The 13174-nt window shown below is 59.3% G+C and carries 9 protein-coding genes; 7 read left to right on the top strand and 2 right to left on the bottom strand.

The genetic code is table 11. From position 1 onward, the window contains the following. Positions 1-82 precede the first annotated feature (82 nt). Complete coding sequence (locus IQ265_RS27265; RefSeq protein ID WP_194052039.1) at positions 83-787, top strand: ATP-binding cassette domain-containing protein; 705 nt, start codon at positions 83-85, stop codon at positions 785-787. A 98-nt stretch (positions 788-885) separates the two neighbouring features. Next, a complete protein-coding gene (gene fetB / locus IQ265_RS27260) occupies positions 886-1689 on the top strand; it encodes an iron export ABC transporter permease subunit FetB (protein WP_194052037.1) in 804 nt (267 codons plus the stop codon). Between the two features lie 257 nt (positions 1690-1946). Here the strand turns inward: fetB and IQ265_RS27255 are convergent, their stop codons facing one another. Both IQ265_RS27255 and IQ265_RS27250 read right to left on the bottom strand, forming a co-directional pair. Next, positions 1947-3221: an S-layer homology domain-containing protein gene (locus IQ265_RS27255; RefSeq protein WP_194052035.1), complete on the bottom strand. Its 1275-nt coding sequence runs from the start codon at positions 3219-3221 to the stop codon at positions 1947-1949. A gap of 199 nt (positions 3222-3420) precedes the next feature. Continuing rightward, a complete protein-coding gene (locus IQ265_RS27250; RefSeq protein WP_194052033.1) occupies positions 3421-3651 on the bottom strand; it encodes a hypothetical protein in 231 nt (76 codons plus the stop codon). A gap of 119 nt (positions 3652-3770) precedes the next feature. On the opposite strand from IQ265_RS27250, the gene IQ265_RS27245 reads away from it, so the two are divergent. From IQ265_RS27245 to IQ265_RS27225, 5 genes are all read left to right on the top strand, one after another. Further along, on the top strand, positions 3771-4787 hold the full coding sequence (locus IQ265_RS27245) for a zinc-binding alcohol dehydrogenase family protein (RefSeq protein ID WP_194052031.1): 1017 nt from the start codon (positions 3771-3773) through the stop codon (positions 4785-4787). 215 nt (positions 4788-5002) lie between these two features. Continuing rightward, complete coding sequence (locus tag IQ265_RS27240) at positions 5003-9214, top strand: BTAD domain-containing putative transcriptional regulator (RefSeq protein ID WP_194052029.1); 4212 nt, start codon at positions 5003-5005, stop codon at positions 9212-9214. 302 nt (positions 9215-9516) lie between these two features. Then, on the top strand, positions 9517-9966 hold the full coding sequence (locus tag IQ265_RS27235) for a hypothetical protein (protein ID WP_194052027.1): 450 nt from the start codon (positions 9517-9519) through the stop codon (positions 9964-9966). 156 nt (positions 9967-10122) lie between these two features. Beyond that, positions 10123-10776 carry a VOC family protein gene (locus IQ265_RS27230; protein WP_228037687.1) on the top strand — a complete coding sequence of 218 codons (654 nt, stop codon included), beginning with the start codon at positions 10123-10125 and terminating at the stop codon, positions 10774-10776. Between the two features lie 263 nt (positions 10777-11039). Beyond that, positions 11040-13106, top strand: coding sequence for a calcium-binding protein (locus tag IQ265_RS27225; RefSeq protein ID WP_194052025.1), 2067 nt, complete (start codon positions 11040-11042; stop codon positions 13104-13106). Positions 13107-13174: the final 68 nt, after the last annotated feature.

Raw genomic sequence — 13174 nt, 5'->3', positions numbered from 1 at the left:
TGGTGTTGCCCTGCTGTGTATTGTAGAAGTGTCTCTGCGGTAAACATTCCGGTATGGCAGATATTGGTGATCTGGTGATTGAATGAAATCTAGCCAAGCTCTGCTATCTGTCGAGGGCCTGGGTCGCCAGCTGGGCGATCGCTGGCTGTGGCGAGGGGTAAATTTTGAGCTGTTTTCGGGAGACTGCGTTGGCCTGGTTGCGCCCTCGGGGGCAGGCAAAACTCTGCTTATGCGCAACCTGGTGCTGCTCGACCCGCTTCAGCAGGGGGAGGTGAGGTTGGAGGGCAAACCTCTGTCGGCGTGGTCGCTGCCTGCCTACCGCAGTCGAGTGATGTATGTGCCCCAGCGGGCGACGCCCATCGGCATACTTGTCTCAAGTCGCGTGGCAAACGCGGCGCGAAGTGAGTTTGACGGCACAGTGCAAGACAACCTCAAGCAGGTGTTTGAGCTGGGGGTGCATCGCCAGCGCCAGTTTGACCCCGATATCATCCACACCTGGCTGGCCCGGCTGGGGCGTGGCCCCGAGTTTTTGAGTTTACAGGGTGCCAGGCTGTCGGGCGGCGAGGCCCAAATTTTGGCGCTGCTGCGATCGCTCCAGCTTGACCCCCAGGTGCTCTTGCTCGATGAGCCCACCGCCTCCCTCGATGCCGCCACCACCGCCAGCGTCGAAGCCCTGCTGCACGACTGGCTCCAGCACCCCCATCGGGCCTGCCTGATGACCAGCCACGACGCCGAGCAAATTCACCGCTTCACCCATCGCCAGCTCGACCTGAGAGACTTCGCGTAAGCGGGTATGGGGTTCAAGGTGTAAGGTTCAAGGAGCGGCCCTAAACCTTATACCTTGAACCCCTGTACCTTGACTCCTTGTATTCTGAGCATCGGCCTATGGAGAGCGACTACATTGCCATCAGCTATGGTCAACTGGCGCTGGCGGCGCTGCTGATTTTGGTGAACGTGGCGCTGTCGGCAGCGCTGCAGCTGGGCCTGGGCAAATCGCTGCTGATTGCCGCCCTGCGTATGGTGGTGCAGCTATTGCTGATTGGCTTTGTGCTGGAGTGGCTGTTTACCCAAGAAAACGCGCTGGTGGTGGTGGCGATCGCGCTGGTGATGACCGCGATCGCCGGGGTTTCTGCGGTTAACCGCACCCAGCGTCGCTTTGCGGGCATCTACTGGCACAGCCTGCTGTCTGTGCTAACGGCCTCGGCCCTGGTGACGGGCTTTGCTATGGTTGGCATTATTCGGGTGCAGCCCTGGTACGACCCGCAGTACCTGATTCCCATGCTGGGCATGGTGCTGGGCAACACTCTCAACGGCATTTCTTTAGGGCTAGACCGCTTTTTGGAAGGGCTGATTGCCCAGCGCGATCAGGTCGAAACCCTGCTGGCTCTGGGGGCAACCCGGTGGGAGGCCGCCCACGCCCAGGTGCGCAACGCCATTCGGGTCGGCATGATTCCGACGATTAATTCGATGATGGTGATGGGGCTAGTCAGCCTGCCCGGCATGATGACCGGGCAAATTTTGGCTGGGGCCAACCCCATCGATGCCGTGCGCTACCAAATTGTGATTTTGTTCATGATTGCCGCCGGGGCCGCCCTGGGAATTTTTGGCGTCGTGCTGCTGGCCTACCGCCGCCTGCTTAGCCCCGACCACCAGCTGCGGCTCGACTATCTGGAAAAAGCCAAGCGGTGAGAAATTGTGGTAGATATAGCTATTGCCAAAACGGTTAGGACATGGCTTGTATCCCCTAGAGCGGTGGCTATACGCCATGGCGCTGTCCCAGTTTTTGCCGCTGGAAGAGGCCGATGCCCTAAGCGCGATGGCCATCGCTATATACGGCAAAAAAACGGGGTTCTCGTTTGAGAGAACCCCGAATCCAAACAGGTAATTTGTAGGGGCAAGCCGCCGCTTGCCCTGAACGATCGGAGGTATGCAACCAGGATGCCGTGTTAGTTATTGGCGATCGCATCAACCGTGAAGTCAGAGCGCACGGTCAGGTCGAGATCGCTGGGGCGAATGACCACGACCGCACTGTTCGAGGTGGGCTGGTTTTCGCCGGTAATAACGGTGCCAATCACGCTGCCCAGGTTTCGGTTGCCGGTAATGGTGGTCAAAATCGACTCGGCGGCACCCGTAATCAACGCCCCCTGTAGCGTGCCGGTGTTGACGCTGGTGGTCGCGGCGATCGCGCTCGACTCGGCATTGATGTTGTAGGTGCGCCCGTTGACGGTGAGGGTGTCAGCCACAAACTTAGCCGCCGTCACATTAGCACCGCGAATTTCGACCGGCACAATCCGCCCCTGTACGCTGCTGCCCGCCGGAATTAGCACCTGGTTTTGGCTATTGCGAATGGGCTGGGCGATCTCCAGGTTGGTAGCTACAGACTGGCCGGGGGCAACCACAATATCCACGTTGGCATTGGGATAGCGCACATCTAGCCGAGTGCCGTTGGCCACCAGGCGGGGCGAGCTGTTGTTGTTGCCCGTGTTGTTGCCCGTGTTGCTGCCGGTGTTGGTGCCGGGGGTGTAGCCCACGATGTAGTTGCTAGCGCTCAATCCAGCCTGCAGGGCAGGCATCCGGCCCTGGGCCACCAGAGCCTGGTAAATAAAGGCGGCCACATCGGCGCGGGTGGCGGTGCGCTGGGGGCCTAGCACATCGACGTTGGGGTAGTTAACCACCAGCCGATTTTGGGTGGCGGCGGCCACAGGGCCACGGCCATACTCAGGAATTTGGCCCGCATCGCGGTAGGTACCCAGGACTTCGTTCACTGAGCCGCTGGCGCTGTAGTCGAGGCCGTTGGCCAGGGCAACCAGCACCTGCACCCGAGGAATCTGGGTTTCGGGCTGAAACGCGCCGTTGGGGTAGCCAGAGAGAAAGCCCTGACTGTAGGCATCGGCGATCGCGGCGCTGGCCCAGTAGCTGCTCGGCACATCGCTAAAGCGGGGAGCTGTGCGATCGAGGGGCTGCTGAAAGGCGTTGCGCACAATGGCGGCAAACTGAGCGCGAGTTACCGGCTGGTCGGGGCGAAAGGTGCCATCGGGGAATCCGGCAATAATCTCATCTTCGGCCAGGCTCTCGATGAAGGGGCGCGCCCAGTAATTGCTGCCAACATCTTCGAATTCGGCGGTTTGCGCGATCGCGGGTAGGGCCAGCGCTGCGCCTGCCACGGCCCCTAGGGTCGCCAGGGTTGCGGTTTTAGCGGATCGGTTCAGTACGGTGCTCATCATTCGGGGTTTCCTTAAACAAGGTAGTTTCAGCGCGAAGGCAGAAAAGGTCGCCAGTCGCAGAAAAGTGGCTCTAGAACAAGTCAAAGAGCCAGGGTGGAGGCAGTTATGCGAAGAACAGCCAAAATTATCGAAATTTTAAGCAGAATTGGCAGAAAAGGACACCACAAAGAGCTAACCACTGGGGGATGGCTAGGGACTAAACGGAGCAGACAAGTAAATGCACCGAAAACTCGATAACTTGTTTTGTTCTTTTAATTACAGACTGCCAGCCTGTGCTGGTGTTCCCATCCTTCATAAGACTGAATTTATAGCCATCGCCAGAACGGTTAGGACATGACTTGTGTCCCTTAAAGCGGTGGCTATACGCCATGGCGCTGTCCCAGTTTTTGCCACTGGAAGAGGCCGATATTCCAAGCGCGATGGCCATCGCTATAAGGGGGCGATCGCGGTTTTAGCCCTGTTCCTAAAGGTAAGAATTTTTGGCCCCGGTAGCTCCCGCTTCGTCCCTTAGCAAGGCACACTGGGGGTGTTGATCTGCCATTGGTTATGAAAGCTGTCGCCCTCACCCACTACCTGCCCATCAGCGATCCAGACTCACTCTTCGACGCTCGCTTGCCCAAGCCCAGCCCCACGGGCCGCGATCTGCTGGTGCGGGTCGAGGCTGTGTCGGTCAACCCGGTTGACACTAAGGTGCGTGCTCCCAAGGACAAAGTCGAAGATGACCCCAAAGTGCTGGGCTACGACGCGGCAGGGGTGGTCGACAGCGTCGGCGATGGGGTGACGCGCTTCAAGCCCGGCGATGCGGTCTACTACGCCGGAGACATCACCCGCCCCGGCTCCAACGCCGAGTTTCAGCTGGTGGATGAGCGCATTGTCGGGACCATGCCCCAGACCCTCTCGTTTGCTGAGGCCGCCGCGCTGCCCCTCACTACCATCACCGCCTGGGAAGCCCTGTTTACCCGTCTGGGCATTGGCCGCAACGGGGAAAACCGGGGCCAGTCGATTCTGATCATTGGCGGAGCCGGGGGCGTGGGGTCGATCGCGATTCAGCTAGCCAAACTGGCCGGGTTGGTGGTAGTTGCCACCGCGTCGCGGCCTCAATCCCAGGCCTGGGTACGAGAACTAGGGGCCGACCACGTGGTGGACTACAGCGAGGCGATGATCGAAGAAATGACCCAGCTGGGTCACCGTGAGGTTGACTTTATCGCCAACTTCAACAACACCGACGACTACTGGTCGTTGATGTCAGAACTGATTCGTCCCCAGGGCAAAATCGTCGGCATTGTCGAAAACACCGACCCGCTAGACCTGAATTTGCTGAAGAGCAAAAGCGCCACCTTCGCCTGGGAGTTTATGTTTACCCGCTCGATGTACCAAACCGCCGATATGGGCGACCAGGGCCACCTGCTCGACGAGGTGGCGGTGCTGATCGATGCTAAGACAGTTCGCACCTCCCTGGGGCAAACCCTCTCGCCGATCAACGCCGCCAACCTGCGCCAGGCCCATGCCCAGATCGAGTCGGGGCGGACAATTGGCAAACTGGTGCTGACGGGCTGGAGATAGGGCGAGCCCAGTGGCACCGAACATCCACGTTCGCCAGAAAACATTGCAAGCTGGCTAGCGCTAGGGGTGCTGAAGTAGGGGAACCTCTGGTCTCTGCTTCACTTAATATAATTGTCAGTAGCCGCTGGGTCTGACGATCTCGATGAGTGCTGATCAGGCGATCGCAGAACTGGGCTACGGATACAGCGATCGCTACCCAATTCTGGGGCCGCGTGGTGAAAAGTCCTCTAGGTTCGAGCCCTGCCATCGACTGGGGTGAAGCTCCAGACGTCTCGGTTTTCTTCGGTCGCGAGGCGGAGATTGCCACTCTGGCGCAGTGGGTCGATGACGACGGCTGTCGCCTGGTGGCGGTGTTGGGCATGGGCGGCATTGGCAAAACCACGCTGACGGCCAAGCTAGTCGAGACCCTGGTAGACCTGCCCCAGCCTCCCTTTGAGAGAATAATTTGGCGATCGCTGCGCCATGCCCCAGCCCTAGATGAACTGCTCGAAGACCTGGTGGGGTTTGTCTCTGACCAGCAGGATACCGGGGGCACGCTCAAACAGCTGCTCTACTGGCTGCGGCAGAGCCGGTGTCTGCTGATGCTCGACAACATGGAAACCCTGCTGCACGAGGGCGAGCGGGCTGGCTACTTTCGCGATGGGTACGAAGACTACGACGACCTGCTGCAAATTGTGGCAGAAACGCGCCACCAGAGCTGTGTGGTGGTGACCAGTCGAGAGCAGCCCGCCGTGGTGGGCATGCTGGCCGGCAACGGGCTGCCGGTGCGATCGCATCTGTTAACAGGATCTCTAGAAGCGGCCCTTGCCCTGTGCGAGGCCAAAGGGCTAATCGGCTCGGCCGACGAGAAGCGGCAGCTGGCCCACCGCTACGGCAACAGCCCCCTAGCCCTAAAAATTGTCGCCACCTCCATTCAAAGCTTGTTTGACGGTGACGTGGCCGGGTTTTTAGCCGAAGACACCGTCATCTTTAACGGTCTACAGCGCCTGCTCGATCAGCAGTTTCGGCGGCTGTCTGAGCTAGAGCGAACGGTCATGTGCTGGCTGGCCATCAACCGCGACTGGACATCAATTGCAGAGCTGGTCGCCGACATTCAGCCCTCGGTCACTCGTCCGCAGGTGCTAGAAGCTCTGGAGTCGCTGCGCTGGAGAAGCCTGATTGAGACGCAGGCGGGGCGCTACAGCCAGCAGCCCGTGGTGATGGAGTACGTCAGCGACCAGCTGATTGAGCGGATTTCCTACGAGCTGGCTAGCGCCGATCTCGTTGTATTTCTGCGCCACGCCCTGATCAAAACCACCGTCGATGACTACCTGCGCGACAGCCAGCGGCGGCTGCTCTTGCAGCCGATCGCCCGCCAGTTTAGCCACACCTTTAGCTCTGAAGCGGCCCTAGAGCAGCAAATTCTGCGGCTGCTGGGGGAGGTGCGCCGCTGCGAAGCTCAGATGCCGGGCTACGGCGGCGGCAATTTGCTCAACCTCTGCGCCCAGCTCGGCCTTGATCTGGCGGGCTACGATTTTTCTCACCTCAGCCTGCGCCATGCCTACCTGCCCAAAGCCCTGCTGCGCCGAGTTAACTTTACCCAGGCCCACTTCATTCACGCGGTCTTTAGTCAAACCTTCAGCAGCATTTTATCGATCGCCTACAGCCCAGACCGCACCCTGCTGGCGGCGGGCGACAGCAATGGCAACCTGCGGGTGTGGCGACTGGCCGACTATCAGCTGCTCTTGACCGTGCCGGGGCACACCGACTGGGCTAAGGCGGTGGCCTTTAGCCCCGATGGCCGCACCCTGGCCAGCGGCGGCGACGACGCCATGATTCACCTGTGGGATATTGCCACAGGCCAGGCGCTGCAAACCCTCGCGGGCCACACCAATTACGTGCAGGCGATCGCCTTTCATCCCCAGGGGCAGCTGGCCAGCGGCAGCCACGACGGCACCCTCAAACTGTGGGATACCCACACTGGCAGCGCTGTGGCAACCCTTGTGGGCCATGATGGCCCGGTGCGCGCCGTGGCCTTTAGCCCAGACGGTACCTATTTGGCCAGCGGCAGCTCTGACTGCACAGTGAAACTTTGGGACGCCGCCACGGGCCGTTGTGTGGCTACGCTGGAGGGCCACCGCGATCGCATTTGGACGCTGGCCTGGCATGGGGATAGTAAAACTCTGGCCAGCGGCAGCTCCGACAAAACAATTCGGCTGTGGGATGTGGCCACGCAAACCGGCTATCTGACCCTGTATGGCCACAGTCACCCCGTTCTCGCCGTGGCCTTTAGTGCTGACGGCCAGCTGTTGGCTAGCAGCAGCGCTGATCAGACCATCAAACTGTGGGAACTCCCATCGGGCAACGCGCTGCGCACCCTGCGCGATCACCACGACTGGGTGTGGGCCTTGGCCTTTAACCAGCCGCAGCTAGCCAGCGGGGGCGATGACCAAACCCTGAAATTTTGGGATGTGCAGACCGGCCACTGCCTGAAAACCCTGCGGGGATTTACCAACCAGATCTTTGCGGTTGCCTTTCATCCCCATCAGCCCTGGCTGGTGAGCGGTAGTCTGGACGGTATCGTGCGCCTCTGGGACTGGCAGACCGGGGCAATTCTGGCCACGCTGCCGGGTCACAGTCTTTGGGTGCGCGCCGCTCAGTTTAGCCCCGATGGCTGCACCCTGGCCAGCGGCAGTACCGACAAAACCATTCGCCTGTGGGAAGGGCAGGCAGTCGCTCAGCCCCAGCGCGAAAGAACCAGCCAAATTCTGCGGGGGCACACCGACTCGGTGCGATCTCTGACCTGGGACCCTACCAGTCAGTGGCTGGCCAGCGGCAGTGCCGACGGCACCATTCGGCTGTGGCAGGTGGCCACTGGCCAGTGCCTGCGGGTGCTAAGCGGCCACACCAACAAGGTGCGATCGGTGGCCTGGAACCCGGTGCAGCCCCTGCTGGCCAGCGGCGGCGATGACGAAACCCTGCGGCTGTGGCACACCGAGACCGGCGAGCAGATCCGGCTGTTGCAGGGCCACGACAAGTGGCTGCTCACCGTCGCCTGGCACCCCAACGGCCAGTGGGTAGCCAGCGGCGGTGCCGACCAGACCATTCGTCTGTGGGATAGCGCCAGCGGCGAACTGTTGCAGGTTTTTAGGGGCCACCGCAGCCAGGTGCAATCGGTGATCTTTAGCCCGGTAGAGCCCATTTTGGCCAGCGCCAGCGGCGACTCCACCATCCGGCTCTGGGATCTCGAGACCGGAGCGCTACTGCGCACCCTGGGTGGCCACACCAACCAGGTGCAGGCCGTGGCCTTTAGCGCCGATGGGCAAACCCTGGCCAGCAGCAGCAACGACGGCATGATCAAACTCTGGCGCTGCGCCACGGGCGAAGAGGTGCGATCGCTCCAGCCCGAGCGCCCCTACGAAGGCATGGTGGTTACCGGAGTTCAGGGGCTCACCGCCGGTCAGCTAGCGGTGCTGAAGGAATTGGGGGCCGTCGATCCCGCCTCGCCTGTGGGGCTACCGCCTGCGCCGCCCGCTGCTTCGGGGCCACCCCCCACCGACTCGCTATGGGAAACGGCTAGCTTTCCCAGCCACCTCACTGGCTACGACCCCACCCTGGGCTGGAGGGGGCCTGCCGCTGAGCCCTCAATCGTCGGCGCGACCTTGACCCCAAGGCCGTCCGAGGCGAGGGAGGTCGCCCCGGCTTCGGGAGAGGTGCCCCGGCTCCAAATACAGCTCTTTAATGGCTTCAGCCTGCGCTACGGCGGCGAGACCCTGGCTGTCACCAGTGAGCGATCGCAGGCGCTGCTGGCCTATCTGGTGCTCCATCCCCAGAGCCCCCACCGCCGCCAGCAGATGGCCTACGGTCTCTACCCAGATCTCGGCGAGGCGCAGTCTCGCACGGCCCTGCGCAAAGATCTCTACAACCTGCGGCAGGCGCTGCCTGAGCCAGACTCGTTTTTGCACATTGAGGCTCAGCTGGTGCAGTGGAAACCAGAGTCGAGCTTTAGCCTGGATGTGGCCGCCTTTGAAGTTGCCCTGGGCCGCGCTGAGGCCGCCCCAGCCGAAGACAGGGCCAGTCAGCAGCACGACCTGGAAGCGGCGATCGCCTACTACAGCGGTGCCCTGCTGCCCCAGCTCGACTACGAGTGGCTGGCGCAGACCCGCGATCGCCTTCACCAGCGCTACCTGGAGGCGCTAGATCGGCTTGTTGCCGTGCTTCAGCACCAGCAGCAGTATCCCCAGGCCATTCGCTACGGCCAGCTGCTGCTGCAAACCGACCCCCTGCGCGAATCGACCTACCAAGCGCTGATGCAGCTCCACAGTCAGAACGGCGATCGCGCCACGGCCATTCAGATCTATCACCAGTGCATGCAGATTTTGCAGGATGAGCTGGGCCTCGACCCCAGCGCTGACACTCAGCGGATTTATCAAACCCTGCTGCAATAGGTCAACTTCACCGCTATAGCTATCGCTCAGTCAATTAGGACATCGGGAAGTTTTCAAACCGTTCCAATGTGGGGACGTTTAGATTTTGCAACATTCCGGCAGAACTGTCTGGACTGAACTGGTGACGGCGAAATGCCCTTTTATCCACTGCATTTACCCCTAGCCAGCTCAACAGAACGCTGCCGGAACGCCCTGGAACGCTTTAGTAACGCCTCGACCTTTAGGGTGAAAACAATCTGATAGATGACTCGGTTCGACATCTACACCTGAACTGATTTACTCACCCCCTAGGAGTCAAACCCATGAAACGTTTTGCACTGTCTATATTGGCTGCTTCTGTTGCTGCGATCGCGATTGTTCCCGCAGCCTATGCAGTTGACTTTGACCAGCTGCGCCGGGAAAACCTCGACAAAGATGCCGTTGACTTTGACAGCGTCCGTCGCGAGAATCTGGAAAAATCTAACACCGCTAAATTAGATCGGCTGCGTCAAGAAAACCTTGAGAAAAGTGCCGTTGACCTTGACAGCGTCCGTCGCGAGAACCTGGAGAAATCCAACGTGATTGATTTCGATCAGCTGCGTCAAGAAAATCTCGAGAAAGGTGCTGTTAACTTTGACCGCCTGCGTCAAGAAAACCTGGAGAAATCTAACGCGGTTGACTTCGATCGGCTGCGTCAAGAAAACCTCGACAAAGATGCCGTCGATTTTAATGAACTGCAGCGAGAACATCTAGGATTCAGCCTAACTCGCTAAGTTGTGGTTTTGTAGATGACTCATGGCCTAAGCAGTGTCTCTCGCCTTTTCTGGGGACACTGCTCCACTCAACCTTAAACGCCCAGGTTCAGAACAAGTATTGCAAAGAACTCAATATCAAATCACATTCTGAACAGCACAGTAAAGCCCCCAACTATGCAGGAGAAATATTCGATGCAGAACACAAATTCTGAATTCAAAATCATGGGTCTAAACCATGTCGCCCTAGTCTGCAAAGACATGGAACGCACGGTTGAGTTTTACACCAACGTGCTCGGCATGAAGCTTATCAAAGCCTTCGATCTGCCGGCCGGTCTTGGGCAGCACTTCTTCTTCGACATGGGTGAGGGCGAGTGCATCGCCTTCTTTTGGTTCCCCGAAGCAGCCGAGCGCCAACCCGGCCTCTCAAATCCTCGCGGAAGTTTGGATATGGCAGTTGATTTTAACGATCCAGCTTCCTTAGTCTCATCCCATGGATCAATGAATCATTTCGCCTTTAACGTGCCAGCGGAAAACATTGAGGCCTATCGGCAAAAACTGATCGAGAAGGGTGTTCAGGTCAGTCCGGTAATTCACCACGATAACTCGCCGATGCAGGCCTCAGATCAGGTCAATGACCAGACCTTTGTGAGTTCGATCTATTTTCAAGACCCAGACGGTATCGTGCTCGAATTTGCCGGATGGCATCGAGAGTTTAGTACGTTATATGGCGACACCACCGATTGCCAACCGGCAACCCCAAAGGATGTTGAAAAATATCGGGCAGCAGGTAGAGCCTTCGCCATGTCTATGGCCGCTGCCAACGCGTGAGTAATTAGCTCGATCGCCCTAACCTCTAAATTTTTGGGTTTAGCAAAGTTGTCCTTAGGTGGCGACTGCGTAACCCACCTAGCACTTAGTGCCTTCCGATATGAAGACGGCCAAACCTGAGGGGATGTGTTTCCCCTTGGGATGGTTTCACCGTTGTCTTTGAGCGGGGAACGGCGATTCCCGTTCCGGGAGGCTTCGCCAACGCAAAGCAACATCTTACGCCCTGCACACCCAAGTTATTTACACCAAAAGGAAGTTTGATCATGGCGCTTATTACGGGTAGCAACGACAGCGACTTTGGCACCTCTGGCCTGGGCAACTTGCTGGGCACCGAAGAGATCGACACAATTTTTGGCTTAGACGGTGATGACCTGATCGCCAGCCTCGACGGCAACGACACACTGCTGGCTGGCGCAGGCAATGACTCGGTCTTCGGCGGCGATGGCGACGACCTGGCCTTTCTCGGCGATGGCAACGACCTCTTTGGCTGGAACCCCGGCGAAGACAACGACACCATTGAAGGCGGCAACGGCTACGACACCATGCTCTTTAACGGTGCCAATATCGCTGAACAGGTTGATATGTCTGCGGTGGGCGAGCGGCTGCGCTTTTTCCGCGATATAGCCAACGTGCTGATGGATACGAACGACCTGGAGCAGGTCGACTTTAACGCTCTGGGCGGAGCCGATACCATCACCATCAACGACCTGACGGGCACCGACGTCAAGCAGATCAACCTCAATCTGGCCGCCGCTGGCTCGACGGCTGGTGACGGGGCCACCGATACCATTATCCTCAATGGCTCAGGCAATGGTGATGCTATCAAGGTCAGCGGAGGCGCGGGCAAAACCACTGTCAAAGGCCTAGCCGCTCAGGTTGACATTGTGGGCGGCGACGGCGATCGCGATCGCCTCGTCATCAACCCATTGGCGGGCTTCGATGAGGTTACCATTGACGACCTAACCGGGGCTGGGTTGCAAACTGTCGAAGTCAACCTAGTGGCCCCGGGCTCAACTACCGGGGATGGCTCACCCGACCTCACCACCCTCAATGCCTCTCACCGCAACGACGTGCTCAATATCAGCGGCATTGGCAATAGCGCCACGGTGTCGGGGCTGGGGGCCGAGGTCAAGATTTTGGGGGCCGATCTGGGGCAAGACCTGCTAGTGGTCAATGGCCTAGGCGGCAACGACACGATTGACGCCACCAATCTCCTGGCCGACCCCAGCAGTTCTCCAGCGGGGGCCATGCAGCTTTTGCTGGATGGCGGCAAAGGCGACGACCTGCTGCTGGGCGGTGCCGCAGACGACACGCTGCTGGGCGGCGACGGCAACGACTTTGTCGATGGCAAGCGCGGCAACGACATCGCGTTCTTAGGGGCGGGCAAAGACGCGTTTCTCTGGAACCCCGGCGAAGGAAATGACCGCATCGACGGTGGTGCCGGCTATGACACGATGCTCTTCAACGGCTCCGGTGCCAGCGAAATCATTGACATGCTAGCCAACGGCGAGCGATTCACCTTCCTGCGCAACGTTGGTGCCGTGGTGATGGATACCAACAACCTGGAGCAGGTAGACTTCCGAGCCTTTGGGGGCGCTGACACCGTCAATATCAATGATCTGACCGGCACCGACATCAAGCAAATCAACCTAAATTTAGGAATTTCGGGCACTGCTGGAGGCGATGGTGAAATCGACACCATCAACATCACCGGTTCAGATCGTCACGATGCCATTCGCATCGCTACCTCAGGTCACGATGTAGTGGTCTCTGGGCTAACCGCCAACGTTTCGATCTTTCGGGCCGATGCCAGCGATCGCCTGCTGGTGTCCGGCGGCAACGGCAACGACCAAATCAAAGCCGATCACCTGGAGCTAAACCGCATTCAGCTCACCATCGAGGGGGGCGCAGGCCATGACAACATCGTCGGCAGCGTCAACAGCGACACCCTGCTCGGCGGGTTGGGGAACGACACCCTGCTAGGCGGCAAGGGTGCAGACACCCTAACGGGGAACGAGGGCAGCGACTCCTTCCGCTTTGACCACTTAGATCAGGCGGGCGACATCATCACTGATTTTGTCGCCGCTGACGACCAGATCCTAATTCGGGCGGCGGGCTTTGGCGGTGGGTTAAATGCCGGTGCGGCAATTTCAGCCAGTCAGTTTGTGCTGGGTGCTGCGGCTGCTGATGGCAGCGATCGGTTCATCTACAACAACACCTCCGGCGAACTGTTCTTTGACCGCGACGGCACCGGCAGCCATGCCCAGGTGCTGCTGGCCACGCTGGGCGGTGCGCCGACGATTAGCAACGCCGACATTGTTGTGGTCTAGGCCGCCTCGTCCAGAGGCTCATGCAGGGGGCTCTGCTCCCTCACGAGCCTCCTTACAGCAGATTAATT

This window comes from Nodosilinea sp. LEGE 06152 (genome assembly GCF_015207525.1).
Taxonomy (GTDB): domain Bacteria; phylum Cyanobacteriota; class Cyanobacteriia; order Phormidesmidales; family Phormidesmidaceae; genus Nodosilinea.
This window is presented reverse-complemented; position numbering and strand designations above follow the sequence as displayed.

Excerpts from the sequence above, each read along its gene's own strand:
- IQ265_RS27265 (WP_194052039.1), top strand. The coding sequence starts at position 83 with ATGAAATCTAGCCAAGCTCTGCTATCTGTCGAGGGCCTGGGTCGCCAG.
- IQ265_RS27225 (WP_194052025.1), top strand. The coding sequence starts at position 11,040 with ATGGCGCTTATTACGGGTAGCAACGACAGCGACTTTGGCACCTCTGGC.
- IQ265_RS27235 (WP_194052027.1), top strand. The coding sequence starts at position 9,517 with ATGAAACGTTTTGCACTGTCTATATTGGCTGCTTCTGTTGCTGCGATC.
- IQ265_RS27230 (WP_228037687.1), top strand. The coding sequence starts at position 10,123 with ATGCAGGAGAAATATTCGATGCAGAACACAAATTCTGAATTCAAAATC.
- IQ265_RS27250 (WP_194052033.1), bottom strand. The coding sequence starts at position 3,651 with ATGGCCATCGCGCTTGGAATATCGGCCTCTTCCAGTGGCAAAAACTGG.
- IQ265_RS27255 (WP_194052035.1), bottom strand. The coding sequence starts at position 3,221 with ATGAGCACCGTACTGAACCGATCCGCTAAAACCGCAACCCTGGCGACC.
- fetB (WP_194052037.1), top strand. The coding sequence starts at position 886 with ATGGAGAGCGACTACATTGCCATCAGCTATGGTCAACTGGCGCTGGCG.
- IQ265_RS27245 (WP_194052031.1), top strand. The coding sequence starts at position 3,771 with ATGAAAGCTGTCGCCCTCACCCACTACCTGCCCATCAGCGATCCAGAC.